The following is a 20,051-nucleotide window of genomic DNA, read 5'->3' as shown; positions in this document are numbered from 1 at the left end:
CGACAATCGACCCCGACGGGGTGGTGGGGAACAGCATGAGGGGCTTGCCTTTGGCGTGGGCATTGACATGCGCATGTGCGTGCGTGCCGCCAATCGCCGCTGCGCAGGGTGTCACCGCGGCCTCTGCGCCCGCAGCTTCGGTTGCCGGGAGCGCGAGAAGCTTTCTGGATGAAGCAAAGCGCATCGTCGACGCTGCGTCGCGGTCCGTCACGCCGTGGAGCGGACCGCGTACCGGGCCACGCGCCCAGCCCGACAAACACATCGCCGTCCTCGCTGAGGATTTGCGCAACGGCGGCGTGCTCGGTGTGGTCGACGGCATGCTGGAAGCCGCGAAGGTCATCGGCTGGAGCGTGAAGGTCTTCGACTCCGAGGGCCTGCCGGATCTTCGACTGAAAGTCCTCGAGAGCGCCCTCGCCAGCCATCCCGATGGTCTGATCATTGCGGGTGCGGATGCCCGTTCGCTGGCACCCGCGCTGCGGCCGTTCGCCGATCGGGGCATTCCCATCGTCGGCTGGCATGTCGCTGCCCAGGCCGGTCCCGTGCCCGGCACGCCCGTAGCCATGAACGTCTCGACCGATCCGCTGGAAGTCGCGCGCGTGACGGCGCTCGCGGCTATCGTGCAGTCGGGCGGACAGGCGGGCGTCGTCGTCTTCACCGACGCGTACTTCCGGATCGCGCGCGACAAGGCCGATGCGATGGCCGCCGTCATACGCGCATGCAGCGGCTGCACGCTACTCGACATGCGCGACGTCGCGATCTCGCGCAGCCGGGAGCTGATGCCGGACACGACTCGCGCGCTGCTCGCACGCTACGGTAAGCGCTGGACGTACGCGCTCGCAATCAACGACATCTACTTCGACTATGCCGCGCCTGTGCTGACCCAGGCCGGTATACCCGACGGCGGGCTGTCGATGCTGTCGGCGGGCGACGGCAGCGAGTCCGCTTTTCTGCGGATCCGCACGGGCACGTTCCAGACGGGCACCGTCGCCGAACCGCTGAATCTGCACGGCTGGCAACTGATCGACGAGATGAACCGGCTGTTCGCCGGCGAAAGCGTCACGAACTACGTGGTGCCGGTGCATCTCGTGACGGCCGACAACGTCAATGCGGACGGCGGTGACCGACTGATCTACGATCCTGCCAATGGCTATCGCAACATTTATCGCCACATCTGGCAACGCCCGTGAAACTGATCCTTCCTCAATCGCTGACCGCGCAATTTGCGCTAGTCGTATCATGCCTCGCGGCGCTGGTGGTCGCGGTCGGCGGCACGACGCTTTACTCGCTGTCCAGCTCGGCCCACGCTATCCGTGAGTTGGCTGAAGCGCGCCTGGCGCGTCTCGAGGATGCTCAAAATCTCGCGCAGCAGACGCTGAAGATCGAACGCCTGGCGTCGCAACTGTCCAGCGACGACACTGTCGAAGCCGTGCGGGAGACACATCGCCAGATCATCGACCAACTCGCGTCATTCGATGGCCTGGTGGACCGCCTCGCGTCCCCTACGGCGAGCGACGACGTCGGCGTCGACGCGCTGGCGCTGCATCGCTCGAGCCAGCGCTTTCGAAACACCGTCAACGTCGAGGCGCAGATGCGCGAGACGGCGCTCGCTACCGGGACTGCGCGGGAAAGCTCATCGGGCGCCGCGCCGCAGCCCGGCGCGTCACTAGCGAGACTCGATGACGAACTGCACCGCCAGGCCGATGCCCTCTCCGCCGCGGCGCGCCAGCAATCAGGCTATCTGTCGCGCGCTTATCGCGAAGCCGTCGAGGCGCTTGCCAACGAGGCGGACCGCACGCGTAGGTGGGTGGCCGGCGAAGTGGCGGTGAGCCTGCTGATCGCGTGGCTGATTGCCCGCGTCTTTCTCGGCCGCCGTGTCGTAGCACGCCTGCGGCGGGTGAGCCATACGCTGCGCCATGGCGATCCCGAAGGCGAACAAGCCGGCGTGCCCGTACACGGCGGTGACGAGATCGCCGACATGGCGCGCGCCGTTGAGCAGTTCCTCGAAGACCGGCGCCAGCGACGCCAGGCGGAAGAAGCCCTGAAAGAACTCAACGTTGAACTCGAGGCGCGCGTCGCGCAGCGCACAGCCGAACTCAGCACGGCGCTGGCCGGCCAGGCGGCCGAGATTGTCGAACGTCAACATGCCGAAGAGTTGGCGCGCGCCAGCGAACAGTTTCTGAGCAATATCGTCGAGAACATCCCGGACACCGTCTTCGTCAAGGAGGCGGCAACGCTGCGCTTCGTGCGCGTCAACAAGGCCACGGAGAAACTGCTTGGCTACGGGCGCGACGAGGTGATTGGCAAGTCCGTCCACGATCTGTTTCCGCCGGATGAGGCCGATTTCTTCGCGTTGAAGGATCGAGACGTGCTCGCGTCGAAGCAGATGGTCGACGTGCCCGAAGAGCCCGTCCACACGCGTCATGGGCAGCGCTTCTTGCACACGATGAAGATGCCGATCCTCGATGTGCGCGGCGAGCCGCAGTTTCTGCTCGGCATTTCGCGCGACATCACCGAACACAAGCGCGACGAAGAAGAGCTGCGCCGGTATCGCGAGCATCTGGAAGACATGATTCGCGAGCGCACGGCCGAACTCGCGATCGCGAAGGAACACGCAGACGCGGCCAATCAGGCAAAGAGCGATTTTCTGGCACACATGAGCCACGAGCTACGCACGCCGTTGAACGGCATTCTCGGGTTCGCGCAGATTCTCAGGCGGGACACGCGCCTCAATCAACGCCAGATCGACGGACTCACAGTGATCCAGCGCAGCGGCGAACATCTGCTGACGCTCATCAATGACATCCTCGACATGGCGAAGATCGAGGCCGGCAAAGTGGAGCTGAACCCGACGGACGTGCCGCTCGAACGCTTCATCTACTTCGTCGCGGAGACGATCCGGGTGAAGGCAACGGAAAAGGGCCTGGCGTTCGCATGCGAGATGACGCCGCCTTTGCCTGCAGCCATACGGGTCGATGAAAAGCGCTTGCGACAGGTGCTGCTCAACCTGCTCGCCAACGCGATCAAGTTCACCGAGGAAGGCGACGTGCGGTTGCGCGTCTCCTTCCTGCCGCCCGAATGCCTACGTTTCGAAGTGCAGGACACGGGCATCGGCATCGACGCAGCGCGTCTCGAAACGATCTTCCGGCCCTTCGAACAGGCGAGCGACAACCGGCACCGGTTCAGCGGCACCGGGCTCGGCCTCGCGATCAGCCGGCAGCTCTTGCAACTGATGGGCAGCGATATCCATGTCGCGAGCCGCCGCGGCGCGGGCAGCACGTTCTCGTTCGAACTGAATGTCCCCGTGGTCGCGGCCCAGGCCGCCGATACCGCACCCGAATGGGCGGTCAGCGGTTATAAGGGGCCGCGCAAGAGCGTGCTCGTCGTCGATGACGTGATGGAAAACCGCGCCGTCGCGGTCAACATGCTCGGCCAGATCGGCTTCGAGACGGCGGAAGCGGTCAACGGGCTGGATGCGCTGGAAAAGATACAGGCACTTCGGCCGGCGCTGGTGCTGATGGACATCGTCATGCCCGGCATGGACGGGCTCGAAGTCACGCGGCGCTTGCGGCAGATGCAGGCGTTCCGCGATCTGCCCATCATTGCGATCTCGGCCAGCGCGTCGGGCACCGATGCGGCGAAAACTCTGGCGGCGGGCGCGAACGCGTTTTTACCAAAGCCGGTCGACTATCGGGCGCTGTTGTCGCAGATCGCGAAACTGCTGGATCTCGAATGGAGCGACGCTATAACTGGCGCGCCATCGGTAATGGCGGGGACGTTGATCTCTCCGCCGCCGGATGAAATCAAGGCGCTGCATCATCTGGCGCGGCTCGGTGACATGCGCGCGATTGTGCAGCATGCCGCGCATCTTAATGAACTCGACGAACGCTATCGCCCCTTCGCAGATCACTTGTGCCAGCTGGCGAAGAACTATCGCTCGAAGGCGGTTCTCAGCTTTGTCGAACACTATCTGGAAAGAAAGCCCGTTGCGTGACTGTCCACCCAGCCACGACATGCCAACGCCAAAACAACCGCTATAACGTTTGGAACCTTGAAAGTTTCAAGCGCCCGAGCATTACGCAGGACGACCACCCGATAAGGCCAGATACTGATGCAGTGACTGAATAGCAGCCGCGCCTTCACCAACAGCGGCCGCGACCCGCTTCACGGAGCCGCTTCGCACGTCGCCCACCGCAAAGATCCCGGGGCGGCTCGTTTCCAGAAAGTGCGGTGGCCGCTCGGACGCCCATTTCGTGCCGATATCAGGGCCGGTCAGCACAAATCCGTTCTTGTCGAGCGCAACGCAGTCCCGCAGCCAGGCGGTATTAGGCTGCGCGCCAAGAAACAGAAACACATGGCGGATCGTTTTATGTTCAATCTCGCCTTGCCGGTTCCACTTGATGCCCTCAAGCCTGTCTTCGCCCTGCAACTCGACAATTTGCGTGCGCACGTGCAACGTGATGTTGGCCGCCGCGTCGATGCGCCTGATCAGGTAGTCCGACATGCTGGCGTTGAGTCCATCACTACGAATCACGACATGCACGTGCCGCGCGAAACCCGACAGAAACACGGCAGCCTGGCCCGCCGAATTGCCGCCGCCGACTACGACCAGTTCTTCGTTGCTGCAGAGAGCCGCTTCCATATAGGTCGCGCTGTAGTAGACGCCACGTCCCTCAAAGTTTTCCAGATTGCCGAGAGCGGGCTTGCGATAGCGAGCCCCCGTCGCGACGACGACCGCCCGGGCGTAGACGTGCTCATTGTGACTGAGGCTAATGTGAAAGAGTGGTGCGTCGTTGCACTCGATTGCCAGCGCTTCGATCGGCACCCCAACCTCGGCACCGAACTTGCGGCACTGCGACAAACCGCGGCCCGCGAGCGCCTGGCCAGAAATGCCCGTCGGAAAACCAAAGTAATTTTCGATCTTTGAACTGGTGCCAGCCTGGCCGCCCGGCGCTTTGGTGTCGAGCACCGCGACACGTAATCCTTCCGAAGCAGCGTACACCGCAGCCGCCAGACCGGCCGGGCCTGCGCCGACCACGACAACGTCAAAGCGCCCGTCGTTCAACCGGTCTGGACTCAGGCCGATGGCGTCGGCGACGGCACGGTGCGTCGGCCGCTTAAGCACGTCACCCTGCAGCGTGATAACAACCGGCGTGTCCGCTTCCACCGCGCCGTATCGCTCAAGCAGTTCCTTGGCCTCGGGATGCTCAACGATATTGAAGTAGGCAAAAGGTTGGCCGTTACGGCTCAGAAAGTGACGAAGACGATGCGTTTCGGCCGATGCAGAACTGCCGATCACGAGCACTCCGCCATGCTGGTCCTGGATGAACGCGACGCGCCGCAAAATATAGGCGCGCATGATCGTTTCACCCAGTTCGGCCTCTGCGATTACCAGCGCGCGCAACGACTCTTCGTCGATAACGATGACTTCGCAATCCGTTTGGGCCCGCGCCGTCGCGATGGCTGCCCGGCCGGCAAGCGTGCCCACTTCGCCCGTAAAACAGCCCGGCCCGTGCATGCCAAGGGGATGGGAGCCGTCAAGCGAATCGCGAGTCGCCTCGATCGTTCCGGAAACGATCGCAAACATTGGGATATGCCGGTCACCTTGAGAAAACAGGACGTCCCCCATCTTGAGCATGCGGCGCTCGCCATATCGATCGAGCAACGCGACCTGTCGCTCGGTCAGCGTGGGGAAAATCTGATGATGGCGGCTGCCGCCCGCGAGCAGGTCACCCACCTTCCCAGAGGAGTAGTTGCCCATGATGCCGTTCCTGATGAGCGGGCGCGGGACGCGTCCTGGGTGAAGTTGACGTCGGATTATTCCGAAGTATGTTAAACGAAGCCCGAAGCGTGCGGCCTTTGCGAGCGCAACAACAAATGGAGTTCACCAATTGATGTCGCGCAAAGAATACCAATTCCTGTCGTATTTGAGGTCCGAACTCTCCGTTTGCATGCCCAGGGAGTTCTAGTACCAACCTATTCTTGTCGCATTGACATGCAGACGCTTAAATTTTCGATGTTCTGCCCCTTGATAGAAATCGCATGCCTCGGGTTGTTGATCGCTTCGTCGCCTGCAGCGCCCACACACGCCCCAGACGGCGCGCTCTGACGGCGAATGGCACTTTCCACTAGCAATGAACGAGTCTCCCCGACCCTCTCCGGTCATTCGCGGTTGCTATCGCTCGAAGCCCGCTTCGGAAGGTGCAACGGTCACTCGTGCTGTCACGTCAGCCACCCCGTAGGACCATGGCCGCCGTTCGTCGGATATCAAATTAAGGGATACAAATCCGCTGACGAGCCCGCACAGTTCCCGCGCAGTGCGGCTTCGATCGCATCGCCTGCCGTTTGCCCAGAATTCACCGGAGTGAATGCTACCTTGAGGGGGGAAAAGGCCTCGAAAGACCTAAACTAATATCCAATGCAGCCAGTTTTCGATACTGGCCAGCACCTTGGGCCAAGATTCAATTGACGCGGCGAGTAAATCTGCCTGCCGCAGCCCTCGGAGGGAAATGTTCATGAAGACTCTGATAGTACTGGCATGTGTCATGCTGTCCGCGAACGCGTTTGCGGAATGTTCGACAAACGCCCGTGGCGAGACCGTCTGTGGCAACGGACAGACGGCCGGCGGCTATAACCGGAACACGGGTACGGCCTGGACGTCCCAAGCGAATCAGAATGGAACGCGGACGACTCAGACCAACCGGGGTGGCGAGGCGAAGACGATGAACGGCAAAGGTGTGGTTCACGGCTCGGGCGGAAAAACCTGTTACCGGACCGCAGACAGTCACGGCTGCAACTGACGACCCTTCGGCACCCATTGTTGCATTCGCCTCAATGGCCCGCCGCGAGTACCGAAAAGCCGACGGATCGACGATCAGAGTGACGCTCCGAAGAACTTCACTCATCAGCGAAGCTGGTCATGAGCAGCCGACGGCGTACTGTCAGCGGCAAACCTGATCCTCGAATGTCCGCAAGCGGGTTGAGGTGAATGACCCGGACCTGGTCGAACCCGGATGTCCGTCGAGAGCCGATGCGCGGCGCGATTGCCTTGAGCCGCGATCTTCCGTAGCTGTGCCGACTTTCGACTATGTGCATGAGGCGGGTGCAGTGCTTGCCGTTGTCTGGTCAATACTTACATCAGATTCCAGACGGGTTCTCAATGGGAGATCCGTCGTTGCCGGTGAGCACTGGCCTACCAAAGGGCGAGGCGGACCAACCGATGGACGACGATATGCGCTTTCGAATGGTAATAGAGCGCAATGCGCTTACCATCCAACCCATCAGATTAGGTCGCACTCTCACAATCGGAACCTACGAACTGTGCAGGACCGCAAGCACCGAGTACATTTTTATCAACGACTGCGCAACCGACCGGCAGCAGTACATTCAAGACTGGCTGAAAACGACGCCCCCCTCCCGCGGCAAGCTCCTGGTACAAGAAGCACAAGGAAAGCAGTGAGTTTCACTTGATGTCAATTCGGGTTGACCGGATAAATCTGGACGCGGCCTTGGTCGATACCATGTGTTACAGAACAAAGAGGGAGCCGCCGCTGCCTTACGTCGTGTCATATTGGTTCAACGGTTTTTGCAGCCAGGCGAAATCGAAATTCCAGGACCGAAGCGCACCTTCTGCTCCTGAAGCCGCTTGCCGCAACAGATTCGGGCTTACGTCAATGGGTCGGGTGACCCTGGATCGTTTTAGCCTCGCGGCCAACCGTTGATCTGGAATCGTCCGCACGCCGTTCTGTTTTCCTTTCGGACGCCTGATAACGTCGCACATGCACCGAGCAAATCGGCGGGCACGGCCTCAATACATCGAGCTTACAGGCCCGTATCAAAGGTAGTCCTTTGGTCTAATTGCGAACTATAGGGTCGTGACCAATAGTGTTAGACGTTAGGTCGACACGAAAGGGTGAAACTATGACCAAGATTGTCTTCCATGGCGTCTCCGCAATAGTCGCCGCGATTTTGCTCGCCGGATGCGCGAGCAACAGCAATATGCCGAGCCAGACGGAATATTCAGGCTATTTACCGAACTACTCCGACCTGACGCAGGCGACTGATCCCGACGGGGAGACGTTCCTGCGGTACATCAACCCCAAGCTCAACCCGGCTAACTACAGCGCGATCATCGTGGATCCCGTCGTGTTCTATCCCAAGGCCGAACCGACAGCGCAAGTGAGCCAAGCGACGCTCGACCAGATACGAGGCTATGGCACCACCTGCTTGAGACAGGCGATCGCATCGAGAGTCAGGGTCGTGGACGCGCCGGGACCGGGGGTGGTCAAGCTACAGGTAGCCTTAACCGGAGTAGCCACCACAGCAGCGGGTCTCAAGCCATATCAGTACGTGCCGCAGGCCTTCGTCATCTCAATGGCGATTAATGCGGTGGAGGGTGCGCCGCAGCAGTCGAAGCTGCTGGTCGAGGCACTCGGCACCGACAGCGTATCCGGAGAGGTTCTGTCAAAAGTCATACGCACGCACACCGGCGAGCGTCTGGCCCGTGTTGCATCGAATGAGCCCGTGGTTACGTTCGATTCTGTCAAGCCGATCATGGACCAGTGGTGCGACGCCGTTTCCAAATCTGTAGCGCAATACATTAAGCCTCGATAGCCAAACAAAGAGGAACTGAGCACCTGTGAACCGAGGTGCGCAACTGGAGGGCTCAAAGCGACGAGGAAACTCAAATGCACTATGGGTCGCCAATATCGGTATTCCCAGTCAACCTGCACCCTACTTCTTGGACGCGGAGCATCGCACATTCGCGGACGACGCGCACCAGGAAATCAGGCGCCACGTCGACACTCGCGGAAAGCGATGATCTCTGACCGGCCCGTTCGACCGGCCGGCGAGCGTCCGGCCCGGCGACAGAACACCGGGCACGAGTGGCAGGAGACAATCAGGCCGCGAGACATGCTGGACTGCTCCTTGCCAGCGGACCTGGAGGATTGAACGGTGAACGATCTCGTCATCGCCTTGATCGTGTTTGCCTGTGTATTCGGCAGTGCAATGCTCGGCTTGTTCGTGCGCTCCATGCTGCCGGAGCACCACCTTAGCGAGGAATCAATCGGTGTCGTCAAAGTGGCAACTGGCCTGATCGGCACGATTGCCGCGTTAGTGCTTGGCCTGCTGATCTCGTCGGCGAAGAGTTCATTCGATACGGTGAACAGCGAGCTTGTGCACAATGCTGCCAGCATCGTGCTCCTTGATCGAATACTCGCGAAATATGGAACGGAAACGCAGGAAGTCCGTGGCTTGATCAAGCAGAGCTACGGCAGGTCGATCCAGATACTCGCTTCCCGCGATCCTGCGGAGCTTGCAATACTTCGTGGCGCTGAGATACTTAAACAGATGGAAAGCCTTCAGCGCAATCTGGAGGAACTTTCGCCGCGCACCGAAGCACAGCGTAAGCTGCAGGCGAATGCCATCCAGATTGCCGCTGAAGTGCTGGCTATGCGCCGGCTGGCCCTGCTGCAAGCGGTGGACTCAGTCCCCATACCGCTGCTGATAATCTTGGTGTTGTGGTTGTCCATTATCTTCGGCGCGTTCGGCACGTTCGCTCCACCCAACGGGACCGTCATTGCAGCGTTGCTTCTGGGTGCGCTTTCCGCTTCCGCGGCGATTTTTCTGATCCTGGAAATGAACTCGCCGCTCGATGGGGTGATCAGCATCTCGCTTGCGCCTATGCGCGAGGCGCTCGACATGCTCGGCCAGTAGCGGTTATAGGTGTCGTCGTCACCCGCAGCGACGCGTTGGTTGAGGTTGGCACTCTGACGACGCGATCTCGTCAGGCTTTACGGCAAGTGAGTTGGAGAGACACCGGATACGTGGGGTATCGGTCGCATCTGCCAATGCCTGAAAACGAGCCGACATAGTGACCGCGTGAATGTTGCTTGCTACTCACAGCCGTTTCACGGCGCCCCAATTGAATCGATCCCTGTGAGGACTTCAAGTTGGCCGCTGCTTGTCCTAGCATGAACAAGGTGCCCACACGGATCGTCGTAGGGTACGAGGGATGCTGAACGTGAATCCGAAGGACTGGCGACTTCTGTGGAACGGCCCGAGCACGCATCTGCGAGCCCCCCGCGCTGCTGCCGTCGCCGGCATCGTATTTTCTGTCTTGCTGATTTCTAGCCTTCTGCTGCTAAGGCGTTCTGTTCCGGATAGTCCTTCGGACGCGGGCCGGTGGCTTCTAAGAAGTTCGGGTACGGTAGCTGTTGCCGTCAACCTGGTGCCGTTCGCTGGCATTGCCTTTCTCTGGTTCATTGGCGTGCTGCGGGATCGTCTCGGAGATCGCGAGGATCGCTTCTTTACTACGGTGTTCCTGGGGAGCGGCCTCCTGTTCCTGGCGATGCTGTTTGCCGCTGCTGCTTTCGTCGGCGGGATTGTGAGCGCGTATAGCATCGGCTTCGATCGACTTCCGGGTTCGGCCACGTTCACCGTAGCGCGAGAGTTTGCCTACGAAGCCACCAATGTCTACGCGGTCCGCATGGCCGCAGTATTCACGACGGCCACCAGTACACTTGCTCTTCGTACCGGCTTCGTTTCGCGCTGGATTGCGTTTATTGGATACGCGGCCGCGCTCGCGTTGCTCTTTGCAGGCCGCAACATAGATTGGATCGTGCTTGTTTTTCCGATCTGGATTCTCCTTCTCAGCCTCCACATCCTGGTCGACAATTTCGGCGGATCGTCGAAGGTCGGCGCAAGTGATTCTGACGGGAACGGCGACGCTTGATTCGTTGATCCGGCGGGGGAACGCTGGCGGCAGACTGCGTCAACTGACTTGGGCGCTCAGTTCGATTCGGGCATGTCGATGTCCAGCAGCACGAGGACCAGCCAGTACTCGAACAACAAACGCGCGCGTGTCGGACTAAGGTCGTATTGCTTCTATTGAGCCGCGTGACAAAATAAAACCAATGCTCCGGACTGGCGTTCGCCCGCCAGGTGCCGATTTAGCATCGCGCATCACAATTCACGCACGATCGCTGCACCCAGGCGAGTGCACAACACTGGAACGCGTATTGTGATCGGCAATGCGGTTCGCAAGACGACCGAGCGCATTTCCGACTTCCTCAGACTGGAGTCGGCGGGTGGCTTGTTGCTTGCGGCTGCGGCCATGCTCGCGTTGATCTGCAGCAATACACCGCTTCGCGTCGCATACGACGAACTGCTAAAGATCCCCTTGGAAGTTCGGTTCGGCTCGTTCGCTCTGGCAAAACCGCTTTTGCTATGGATCAACGACGGCCTGATGGCCGTCTTCTTTCTCCTCATCGGCCTGGAGGTCAAGCGCGAGGTGGTCGAAGGTGAGTTGTCCACGCCTGCGCAGATCGTGCTTCCTGTCGTCGGCGGAGTGGGCGGGATGCTGGTCCCTGCGCTCCTCTTTGTCATCGCCAACCGTCACAGCGGCGCGTTGAATGGCTGGGCCATTCCCACCGCCACTGACATCGCCTTTGCGCTGGCTATTCTGTCGCTGCTCGGCGACCGCGTGCCGTTGTCGCTCAAAGTATTCCTGACAGCCGTGGCGATTGCCGACGATCTGGGCGCGATCGTCATCATTGCGCTGTTTTATACCGCCGACCTTTCGCTCTCGATGCTGATTTTCTCGGCCATTCCCATCGCACTGCTGGTTGCCTTGAATCTTCTCAAAGTCACGCGAATTGCACCTTACATGATCGTGGGTGTGATCCTGTGGGTACTCGTTCTGAAGTCGGGCGTCCACGCCACGCTCGCCGGGGTAGCCGCCGCTTTCGCCGTGCCGCTCAAGGCAACAGATGCTGAAGGACACGCCCCCCTGCATCGGCTTGAACACAACCTCCACCCCTGGGTGGCATTCGCGATCCTGCCCATCTTTGCTTTCGCCAATGCCGGAGTCTCCTTCGCCGGCATCACCTTCGCCGCCTTTTCTGATCCACTGACGCTCGGTATCGCCGTCGGTCTTTTCGTCGGTAAATCCGTAGGCGTCTGTGGGGCGTGCGGCGCGCTGATCGCCTTGGGGGCGGGCAGACTTCCTGACGGCGCGAGCTGGCCGCAGTTCGCAGGCGTTGCCGCACTGTGTGGCGTCGGCTTCACCATGAGCCTGTTCATCGGCTCCCTTGCGTTCGAGGGACCGGAATATTTCACACCGATCCGCCTGGGCGTGATTGCCGGGTCGTTGCTCTCGGGGATCATCGGCTATCTGTTGCTCAGGTTCGCGCCCCGACATGCCAGCTCAACCTCGCACCCCGGTCGACCTGTCGAACCATAAACGGGAGAAGAACATGGTGAGCCTCGACACGCAGGAAACGCTGATGGCGGCGTGCCTCGTGCTGCTGCTCGGGCGGCAGATCCTTGCTCGAACACCCGTACTGCGCACGTACAGCATTCCAGAACCCGTCGCAGGCGGGCTGCTCGTCGCGTTGCTGGTCTTTGCGATGCGCAGCCTCTCGCACATCGAGGTGCGTTTCGATACTGGACTTCAAACGCCGTTGATGTTCGCTTTCTTTGCCACTATCGGGCTGAACGCCGACCTGTCAGCGCTGAAATCCGGCGGGCGCGCCATGGTCATCTTTCTATGCGTCGTGGCGGGCTTGCTCATCATGCAGGATGCGCTCGGCATTGCCCTCGCCTGGATGCTGGGGCAAGAACGCATTCTCGGCCTGCTTGGGGCATCCGTGACCCTCTCGGGCGGTCATGGCACGGGTGCAGCTTGGGCCAAGGTGTTCGCGGAGCGTCACGGGCTTGCAGCCGCGACGGAAATCGCCATCGCCTGCGCCACCTTCGGCCTGATACTCGGCGGATTGATCGGGGGGCCGGTCGCGCGTTTCCTGATTACTCGCTATCGTCTCACCCCAAGGCCGGAGCCCGGCGATACCGCAGACACGACGGCATTCGAGCAGCCGAAGGCTGTTCGCCCGATTACACCAGACGCCGTCATCGAAACCGTCGCGTTGATTGCGATTTGCCTCGCGGTCGGCTCGTTGCTCGCTTCCTGGTCGAATGGCAAAGCGTTCGAACTGCCCGCCTTCGTGTGGGTGCTGTTCGTTGGTGTCATGCTCCGCAACGTCCTCACCATACGAGGCTGGTACGAGGTTTCCGGACTCGCCGTATCAATGCTGGGCAATGTCAGCCTCAGTCTCTTTCTCGCCATGGCGCTGATGAGCCTCCGCCTGTGGGACCTCGCCTCGCTGGCGCTGCCGCTGGTTGTGATCCTCGCCGTACAGTCGATTGCGATGGCCGCGTATGCGATGTTCGTTACTTTCAGGGTGATGGGCCGCAACTATGACGCGGCGGTCCTGGCCGCTGGTCATTGCGGGTTCGGCCTTGGGGCCACGCCGACGGCGATCGCGAACATGCAGGCCATCACGGAGCGGTTTGGTCCATCTCATCTGGCATTTCTGGTCGTGCCGATGGTAGGCGCATTCTTCATCGATATCGCAAACGCAATCGTCATCAAACTGTTCCTGCTGTTGCCGATTTACGGGTAACGCTTATCCAGTTGAGCGCGGGAGAGCCATCATGTCGCCGCTTTTGCACCGGGAGATTGATGTATCGCCGTATCGCATCGTCATCAACGCCCGACCAGAGTATCGACCAGGTTCACTCACCGAGATTGCAGGCTACGTGGCGCGAGCCACCATCACGAGGCTGGACGGATTACCGGTCTATGAAAGCTACCTCGCCTATCAGATCTACGAAGGTGAAACCTTCCTGGATCCTCAAACCGCTATGCGCGATGGCGAACAGCGGGCGCGAGAGGATATCAGCACGGGATTCCCGCATTAGCGTTATCGGGATTGCGCCTCGATGTAGAGCGCAAGCATTTGTGATTGGCGAAGTGGCTGGGATTGCGGGAGGCTTTTCCGGGCGCTTTGTCCGTAAGCGTGGTTCGCCTCCGCCTGCAAAGCCAGAAGATCCCTGCATTGCCGGATTCGCAGCATGACCATTCAGCGCGCGCGAAAACGTCAACGCGCGGGTCTCACAACCTGCGAAGCTTTGTGAGGAAGCCGTTCGCCGAGCGAATCATAAATGGGTGGACAGTGCAGCATGATGGGAACGACCATTGCCGTGAAGCACGCGGTAAGCATCGGCAAGAGCAGCGTAAAGCCCCCTGTCATTTCGGTGACCAGGACGATCCCGGTCACGGGCGCGCGCACGACAGCCGCAAAAAACGCGGTCATTCCAACCGCGGCAAACGCGCCCGGATCTGCGAAGTCAGGAAACCAGAGGAAACCGATTCTGCCGAAGATGAGGCCAGCTTGCGCGCCAAGTACGAGCATGGGCGCAAACAGGCCACCCGGCGTGCCAGCGGCGTATGAGACAGCGCCGAATCCAAAGCGGATGACGAATGCCACTGCGACGCCTGAAAGTTCGCCGGCCCCCAGGAGCGCGCGCTGCGTGAGCGGATCTCCACCGCCAGCGAGGTCTGGCGCACACCACGCGAGCACCCCCGCTGCCGCCCCGATCAGCGCGCCCCGGACATATACCGGCCAGTGCGAGAGCCAGTCGGCAATAGCCAGCGCCCACAGTATCGCGCGGCAATAGGCCGCGCCTAAAAGACCGGTGACGGCGCCAAGCAGGAGATAGGCCGGCACTGTCCCGAAGCCGGGATGAGGGGGAACACCAAACTGGAAGTCCGGCGCGTCACCATGCATCAGGCGCGCCACGGCAATCGCTCCGGCCGACGCACCGAGCGCCGCGACGGTCGTGCGCATATCGAAGCGGCGCAGCAGTTCCTCGAGCACGAACACGGCGCCCGCAATCGGGGCGTTGAACGCCGTGGCGAGCCCAGCCCCAGCGCCGGCGGCGATCAGGATCCGGCAATCGTCCGCGTTCCGGCGCAGAAGCGTACCAATCCAGTTTGCGATCGTGGAGGCCATCTGAACAGTCGGACCTTCACGACCGAGCGCGAGCCCGGCACCGATGGCGAGCACGCCGCCGACGAACTTCACTGGAACGAGCGCAAGGGGCGCGGGGGGCAGGTCACCGCTCACCACGGCCTCGACGTGAGGAATCCCGCTGCCGATTGCGTGGGGGGCACGGCGCTTGACGAGGTTCGCAGCAAATGCGGTCGCAGCCGACGTGGCAAGGAGAACACCAATGAAGCCAACAAGGTGCTCCGTGTGCGCCCATCCGATGAATACATTGCGTACTCTGTCCGCGCTTTCCAGCGAGAACCGGAAAAGCGTGCCGAGCAAGCCGCAGGCCGTTCCCGCGAGGAGGGAACTAGCGGCTAGCATGACCAGTCCGTGACTGGGCTCCCCCGTTTCGGTATTGTCCATGATCCTTTCGCGTCCGTTATTGGATCCGCGCAATACAGACAAGGCGAAAGCCCTCTGTAGTGCTTCGATCTCCAGCCATGGCGTCCGCATTGCGACTCATTGCCATACGCAGGCACGGCACCCGGCACGACTCACGCACGTGAAACAGGCCAGGCAAGCTACGACGGCGTGCAGGTCCCGAACAGCACAAATACGTCGTCGCGATTCACCAGCGTCGCGGACATACCGCCCGTCTTCGTGTCGAGCACAATGCTCCAGCCATAGCCCAACTCGGTGCCCTGCAGCAGCAACTGGCCGTCACCCGATTCGATGTACCGGATCGGAATGCTGCGCTGCGAACCGATTACCAGTTTTTTGGCAAAGTTAAGGTGTACGAAGTCGGGTGCGCCCAGGATCGCCGGCAGCGTCCGGTAACAAATCTCCCCGATCTCGCAAAAGTGCGCATCGATCGTCGCGCACAGCAGTGGCTTGCTGCCATCGAAGTCCGCACCGGCCACCCATGTCGGTGTCGAGCAGACCAGGATTGCGACGGCAGTCATCCGCAATGACTTCAGCATGGCTTATCCTCCAGCGTCTCGTGAACCAGTCGGGAGGCCCGCTGCACGGCGGACTGACTGTCCCGCGCAGGGGTGACGTTGACCCGATACCTACTCGACCGTGTAGCCGCGTCCCGTCATGCACGCGGCGACCGCGCGGTTATAGGTCGCAAGCTGCCCTGTTGCCTGCTGCTGCATGCCTTCCTGCTGCATGGCGGCCTGCTGGCGCTCGCGCCGCATTCGCATACCCATGCCCATCGAGCCGACCAGTGCGCCGATGCCCGCGCCCTCGCCCCAATGCCCGCCGGCCACGCCGCCGATCATTGTCCCGAACAACGCGCCGCCACCGGCACCGCGCAACAATCCGCCTCGCTGCTGCCCCGGCGGCGGCGCATTCGCCATCTGCTCGGCAAGGGCGACGGGATCGACACCCGTGGTTCTCTGGGCCCATGTATGACATTCCTGCGTGTCGATCTGCTGCCTTTCCGCACTCTGGCCACGGGCGGGATAGATAATCGGCTGAGCACCGAACGCTGCAAGCGATAGCGACGAGACCAGCACTCCACCAAGAAGTCGAACAGTCCGTAACATGGCGTGAACTCCCAAAATTCCCCGATCAGTCACTCCGGGCCCGAAAGAACGTCGCTTCATCGCGCACCTCGCGTTCAGCGGCGCTGGGTTGTCTCCGCAGCGACACCGCAGTCAAGGTCCGTAACTAAAACCTGGCTATGCACACGGTGGGAGATCCCCTTGCCAATACGGTTCGCCGTGCCGGTGTCGATAGCGGTTTTGTCTTGCAGCTCTACGATACGAGTTCTCAATCCGACAGATAGTCGTGAACAACCGTACCGAGACCGAGCGTCAGGTCAGTCAGAATATGTACTCCGGAAAGTACTTCGAGAACCGGGAGTTCCGCGACAGGAGCGAGGGCATGATGGAATAGCTCGAGCGCTGCGGGACCTTCCCACGCGCCCTTGACTGTGATCTCTTCGCAGAAATAACGCACCAGTTCGCAGATCCGTGGGGAGCCATCCACGTGTGGAATGATCTTGAGCAGGTAATTTGGCGCAGACAGTGATGCGAGGATCCTGTCATGGGGCACCGGACGGTGCTTGTAACCCATCGTTGCGACTGCAATTGGAACCGGCCCATACCGCAACACCCCGCCAATCGTGTCCTTTTCGACACGGAGCTGGGGACTCGCGAGTTTTTTCGGGAATCCCCATATTTCCCGGCCGCCGGCAATTGGCGCCATGTCGTCAAGGAACATGGCATGCACATACCCGCCAGCCTGCCCCTGAAAGCTCACGGGAATCACCTGTCCACTTTCGGTGTAGTCCCCGAAACCCGTCGAGTTCGGCATCCGGATGAACTCAAATTTATCGATCGGTTCGATCATCTCGAGCGGGCCCGGTATCACTTTCCTCAGTGCGTCGGGATCGGTTCGATAGGTGATGATCAGAAATTCCCGATCAACGAATCGATAAGGTCCTGGTGGAAAAGCGGGACTCGTGAGTGGCATGGCGAAGGCGCGCTCTCTTACATCAGACTCAGTCATGGTGATCTCTCCTGCTGCCCTGGATTGAGTGGTGTGAACTCGTAGACATGAATTCCCTGTGCAAGCTCGACCACTTTCTGCCACGCTTGCCGTGAGACAGCGTTGCGCACATCATCGAGCCCCCCTTGCCATAGTTCGTCAATGGTGGCCCGCGAAAACTCATAGTCCTTGAACTCTGATGAGCGGGTGTTATGACGGTTGGTCAGATGGACAAGCGCAACCGCTCCCCGCGTGCTCACTGCCGCTAGCCGCTGTACATCCGGATCGGAGCGCATCGCCTCAGGAAGCTTGTCCAGCAGGCGCCGCAGCGCCGCCCGCAGCTCCTCGGTTTCCCTGACGCGGGTCGCACTAAAGCGCGTCTTGCTCGCATATTGAAGGTCCTTGAGGCGCTCCTGAACCTGTTGCAGGTTCTTGGGCAATTCACCTGAACCGGCGAACACATCGACCTGCAAGACAAGAGCACTTTCCCGATAGGCCTCATCGACGACGTACCACATCGGTGTATTGGATGAGATTCCACCGTCCCAGTACCACTCACCATCGATCTGAACGGGTGGAAACCCCGGAGGCAGTGCGCCGCTCGCCATGACATGCTCTGCGCCAATTCTTGTTCTGGTGTTGTCGAAGTAGACAGACTCTCCCGAGCACACGTTGACAGCTCCCAGCGAAAGACGCGTCTTCTGACCGTTGATCAGATCAAAGTCGACAAGCTCCTCGAGCGTAGCCTTGAGCGGCTGGGTATCATAAAAACTCAGGGCGCCGACACTGCCCTGAACCGCGAGGAATGGCGGGGGCACACGCGGCACGAAAAATCCGGGCACGCCGAACGTGACAACGGACGCCGCACTCCACGCGTTGAACCATGGTCGTGCGGTGTCATACAGCGCGTGCGGCAAAAGAGACGTCCGCGCTGATGCGCGTTCCCAGAACTCACGTAGCCGTTCAACCCGTTTTTCCGGAGGGTTTCCGGCGATGAGCGCGGCATTGATCGCGCCAATCGAGATGCCTGCAATCCAGTCCGGAACAATACCGACCTCCGCAATACCCGTGAACACGCCGGCCTGGTATGCGCCCAGCGCGCCCCCGCCTTGCAGCACGAGAACGGTGTGGTCAAATTTCGCAAGGTTTTCTGCCACACGGGGAGGCAGTTGCTTCGTTTCAGCTTCCTTTGAAGCACGTTGTGACGGGTCCGTTTTCATTTCTTCATTCCTGAAACGATCGCGTTTGAAATCTCCCGGCTAAGCGCTGCGAGCGCCCGGCTGTGTGCGTCAACCAGCGCGTCGTAACCCGGACCGTTAATCTGTTCATGCACGACGTACTTCCCGTCGGTTGCCCCTTTAACATCGGGATAACGTACTGACCACAGTGCGACGAGGACGGCGCTCTCTCCTGCAGTGGAGTCGAAAACCTGCACATTGACCGAGAGCCGGACGGCAGGCTTGCCAGCCAATTGCGGATAAATGAAAACGAGGGAATCGGGGAACAGCTCGCCCAGGTTGGCCGCAAGGACACCCGCAATCTGACTCTTGAGCGGTTCGGCCCACCGCGCAAACTCGTCCACCCTCACCTGCGACTGACTCACGCGCAGCACGAACTGCGGACGGTCAACCATATCCGGCACGGTGACAGTGTCGATAACAATCGCCGCTGGAGTCACGGGCGCAACCAGTCGGGCCATGGGTTCGGCGCTCAAGGTATAGAAATCCGCCCGCGGGGATCTTGCGCAGGCCCCCGCAATGACCAGCAAGTGGACCATTACGATAAGCAGGCAAAGGCGGCGAATCATTTTTCGACCTCCGTCTTGCCTCTGAGGAGCGCCTCCGGATGCCGTTCGAGATAATCAGCGAGCGTGCGCAACGCGGCAGCCGCACGCGACATTTCGCGCATCGTCTCGACCGTGTTTTGCGTCAGTGCGCTATCCGGCTGTAACGCGCCGTTGGCCGAATCAATCGCGGTTCGGGCCGCAGCAAGCGTAGCGCGAGCTTCCGGCGCAACATCGGAGTCAAGGGTCTTCACCAGCCTGTCTGCGTCTGCCAACGTCTGCTGAGCCCTGTTTCCGATTCCTTCGAACGGCACCTTGTTCATTTTGGCTACCAGACTGGAGACCGAGTCCTGTAGCGACTGAAGACCACCTGGGATGGTCGGCAATTCCGGCGGATTCGCAGTCAGATCAAGAGAAGCCCTTGGCGCGTTGGGGAAAAAGTCCAGGGCGATGTATCGCTGGCCAGTCAGGAGGCTGCCCGTCCGCAATTGCGCGCGCAAGCCCCGCTCCACGAGTAGCTGGGCGAGTCGGTGAGGTTCCGAAGTGAGCCTGCCCCCCTTCTCACCCGACGCGTAACGCGATGTGAAGCGTTCGGGAAAAAGTTGGACTTCGACGGGTATGGTGAACCCCATCGTGGTGCGATCAAACCGTGTGTTTATCGCTGTCACTTCACCGACCGGGATTCCCCAGAATTCCACCGGCGCGCCAACGACCAGACCCCGCACGGACTCCTTGAATTTGAAGACATACGTCACGACAATGCGATCCGGATGCTTCATCGCTTCTTCACGGTCGCGGTACAAGACGAATTCGCTCCGCGCGGCAGCCGGCTCGCTGCTGGTTGTTTGAAGTTGACCCGCGAAAACGGACACCTATCCTTTTGATCAGGAGGTGCCGATGATGGGCAAGCATCGTACCCCGTACCCGGCGGAATTCCGGGC

17 protein-coding genes are annotated in these 20,051 nt (G+C 60.7%); 9 read left to right on the top strand and 8 right to left on the bottom strand.

Translation table 11 applies throughout. From position 1 onward, the window contains the following. Positions 1 to 35: 35 nt before the first annotated feature. A complete protein-coding gene (locus BLT65_RS08835; protein ID WP_091777022.1) occupies positions 36 to 1,187 on the top strand; it encodes a substrate-binding domain-containing protein in 1,152 nt (383 codons plus the stop codon). Next, positions 1,184 to 3,991, top strand: coding sequence for an ATP-binding protein (locus BLT65_RS08830; protein WP_091777020.1), 2,808 nt, complete (start codon positions 1,184 to 1,186; stop codon positions 3,989 to 3,991). The genes BLT65_RS08835 and BLT65_RS08830 overlap by 4 nt, the downstream gene beginning before the upstream one ends. A gap of 81 nt (positions 3,992 to 4,072) precedes the next feature. On the opposite strand, the gene BLT65_RS48390 is transcribed toward BLT65_RS08830, so the two are convergent. Next, complete coding sequence (locus BLT65_RS48390) at positions 4,073 to 5,758, bottom strand: FAD-dependent oxidoreductase (RefSeq protein WP_091777018.1); 1,686 nt, start codon at positions 5,756 to 5,758, stop codon at positions 4,073 to 4,075. A gap of 1,458 nt (positions 5,759 to 7,216) precedes the next feature. Between BLT65_RS48390 and BLT65_RS46375 the strand changes: the two genes are divergently transcribed. From BLT65_RS46375 to BLT65_RS08785, 7 genes are all read left to right on the top strand, one after another. Then, positions 7,217 to 7,456, top strand: a complete 240-nt coding sequence (locus tag BLT65_RS46375) for a hypothetical protein (RefSeq protein WP_143036498.1) — start codon at positions 7,217 to 7,219, stop codon at positions 7,454 to 7,456. A 461-nt stretch (positions 7,457 to 7,917) separates the two neighbouring features. Then, positions 7,918 to 8,610 (top strand): DUF3313 domain-containing protein, encoded by a 693-nt coding sequence (locus tag BLT65_RS08810; RefSeq protein WP_091777014.1) that lies wholly within the window; start codon positions 7,918 to 7,920, stop codon positions 8,608 to 8,610. A 342-nt stretch (positions 8,611 to 8,952) separates the two neighbouring features. Then, entirely contained in the window at positions 8,953 to 9,714 is a 762-nt protein-coding gene (locus BLT65_RS08805; protein ID WP_091777012.1) for a bestrophin-like domain, read from the top strand. Between the two features lie 298 nt (positions 9,715 to 10,012). Beyond that, complete coding sequence (locus BLT65_RS08800; RefSeq protein WP_091777010.1) at positions 10,013 to 10,732, top strand: hypothetical protein; 720 nt, start codon at positions 10,013 to 10,015, stop codon at positions 10,730 to 10,732. Between the two features lie 285 nt (positions 10,733 to 11,017). After that, positions 11,018 to 12,241: a Na+/H+ antiporter NhaA gene (nhaA, locus tag BLT65_RS08795; protein ID WP_091777647.1), complete on the top strand. Its 1,224-nt coding sequence runs from the start codon at positions 11,018 to 11,020 to the stop codon at positions 12,239 to 12,241. A gap of 13 nt (positions 12,242 to 12,254) precedes the next feature. After that, entirely contained in the window at positions 12,255 to 13,460 is a 1,206-nt protein-coding gene (gltS, locus tag BLT65_RS08790; protein WP_091777008.1) for a sodium/glutamate symporter, read from the top strand. A 31-nt stretch (positions 13,461 to 13,491) separates the two neighbouring features. Then, a complete protein-coding gene (locus tag BLT65_RS08785; RefSeq protein ID WP_091777006.1) occupies positions 13,492 to 13,758 on the top strand; it encodes a hypothetical protein in 267 nt (88 codons plus the stop codon). A gap of 179 nt (positions 13,759 to 13,937) precedes the next feature. Here BLT65_RS08785 and BLT65_RS08780 read toward each other — a convergent pair whose 3' ends face one another. The 7 genes from BLT65_RS08780 to BLT65_RS08750 all read right to left on the bottom strand — a co-directional run bounded on the left by BLT65_RS08780 (position 13,938) and on the right by BLT65_RS08750 (position 19,913). After that, positions 13,938 to 15,254 (bottom strand): ClC family H(+)/Cl(-) exchange transporter, encoded by a 1,317-nt coding sequence (locus tag BLT65_RS08780; protein ID WP_091777004.1) that lies wholly within the window; start codon positions 15,252 to 15,254, stop codon positions 13,938 to 13,940. A gap of 158 nt (positions 15,255 to 15,412) precedes the next feature. After that, entirely contained in the window at positions 15,413 to 15,811 is a 399-nt protein-coding gene (locus BLT65_RS08775; protein ID WP_091777002.1) for a hypothetical protein, read from the bottom strand. 90 nt (positions 15,812 to 15,901) lie between these two features. Beyond that, complete coding sequence (locus BLT65_RS08770; RefSeq protein WP_091777000.1) at positions 15,902 to 16,381, bottom strand: glycine zipper family protein; 480 nt, start codon at positions 16,379 to 16,381, stop codon at positions 15,902 to 15,904. Between the two features lie 226 nt (positions 16,382 to 16,607). Beyond that, positions 16,608 to 17,348 (bottom strand): acetoacetate decarboxylase, encoded by a 741-nt coding sequence (locus BLT65_RS08765; RefSeq protein WP_091776998.1) that lies wholly within the window; start codon positions 17,346 to 17,348, stop codon positions 16,608 to 16,610. Beyond that, complete coding sequence (locus BLT65_RS08760) at positions 17,345 to 18,547, bottom strand: patatin-like phospholipase family protein (protein ID WP_091776996.1); 1,203 nt, start codon at positions 18,545 to 18,547, stop codon at positions 17,345 to 17,347. The genes BLT65_RS08765 and BLT65_RS08760 overlap by 4 nt, the downstream gene beginning before the upstream one ends. Next, positions 18,544 to 19,134, bottom strand: coding sequence for a PqiC family protein (locus BLT65_RS08755; RefSeq protein WP_091776994.1), 591 nt, complete (start codon positions 19,132 to 19,134; stop codon positions 18,544 to 18,546). Before BLT65_RS08755 ends, BLT65_RS08760 begins: the two co-directional genes overlap by 4 nt. Next, positions 19,131 to 19,913, bottom strand: a complete 783-nt coding sequence (locus BLT65_RS08750; RefSeq protein WP_244186463.1) for an MlaD family protein — start codon at positions 19,911 to 19,913, stop codon at positions 19,131 to 19,133. Before BLT65_RS08750 ends, BLT65_RS08755 begins: the two co-directional genes overlap by 4 nt. Between the last annotated feature and the right edge of the window lie 138 nt (positions 19,914 to 20,051).

Origin of the sequence: Paraburkholderia steynii, assembly GCF_900100565.1 — a bacterium.
Classification (GTDB): domain Bacteria; phylum Pseudomonadota; class Gammaproteobacteria; order Burkholderiales; family Burkholderiaceae; genus Paraburkholderia; species Paraburkholderia terrae.
The sequence above is the reverse complement of the archived record's forward strand: the minus strand, read 5'-3'. Positions and strand labels throughout refer to the sequence as shown.

What these genes read in the sequence shown, in the direction of transcription:
- BLT65_RS08835 (WP_091777022.1), top strand. Translation starts at nt 36, where the DNA reads ATGAGGGGCTTGCCTTTGGCGTGGGCATTGACATGCGCATGTGCGTGC.
- BLT65_RS48390 (WP_091777018.1), bottom strand. Translation starts at nt 5,758, where the DNA reads ATGGGCAACTACTCCTCTGGGAAGGTGGGTGACCTGCTCGCGGGCGGC.
- BLT65_RS46375 (WP_143036498.1), top strand. Translation starts at nt 7,217, where the DNA reads ATGGACGACGATATGCGCTTTCGAATGGTAATAGAGCGCAATGCGCTT.
- BLT65_RS08810 (WP_091777014.1), top strand. Translation starts at nt 7,918, where the DNA reads ATGACCAAGATTGTCTTCCATGGCGTCTCCGCAATAGTCGCCGCGATT.
- BLT65_RS08800 (WP_091777010.1), top strand. Translation starts at nt 10,013, where the DNA reads ATGCTGAACGTGAATCCGAAGGACTGGCGACTTCTGTGGAACGGCCCG.
- gltS (WP_091777008.1), top strand. Translation starts at nt 12,255, where the DNA reads ATGGTGAGCCTCGACACGCAGGAAACGCTGATGGCGGCGTGCCTCGTG.
- BLT65_RS08785 (WP_091777006.1), top strand. Translation starts at nt 13,492, where the DNA reads ATGTCGCCGCTTTTGCACCGGGAGATTGATGTATCGCCGTATCGCATC.
- BLT65_RS08780 (WP_091777004.1), bottom strand. Translation starts at nt 15,254, where the DNA reads ATGGACAATACCGAAACGGGGGAGCCCAGTCACGGACTGGTCATGCTA.
- BLT65_RS08775 (WP_091777002.1), bottom strand. Translation starts at nt 15,811, where the DNA reads ATGCTGAAGTCATTGCGGATGACTGCCGTCGCAATCCTGGTCTGCTCG.
- BLT65_RS08770 (WP_091777000.1), bottom strand. Translation starts at nt 16,381, where the DNA reads ATGTTACGGACTGTTCGACTTCTTGGTGGAGTGCTGGTCTCGTCGCTA.
- BLT65_RS08765 (WP_091776998.1), bottom strand. Translation starts at nt 17,348, where the DNA reads ATGACTGAGTCTGATGTAAGAGAGCGCGCCTTCGCCATGCCACTCACG.
- BLT65_RS08760 (WP_091776996.1), bottom strand. Translation starts at nt 18,547, where the DNA reads ATGAAAACGGACCCGTCACAACGTGCTTCAAAGGAAGCTGAAACGAAG.
- BLT65_RS08755 (WP_091776994.1), bottom strand. Translation starts at nt 19,134, where the DNA reads ATGATTCGCCGCCTTTGCCTGCTTATCGTAATGGTCCACTTGCTGGTC.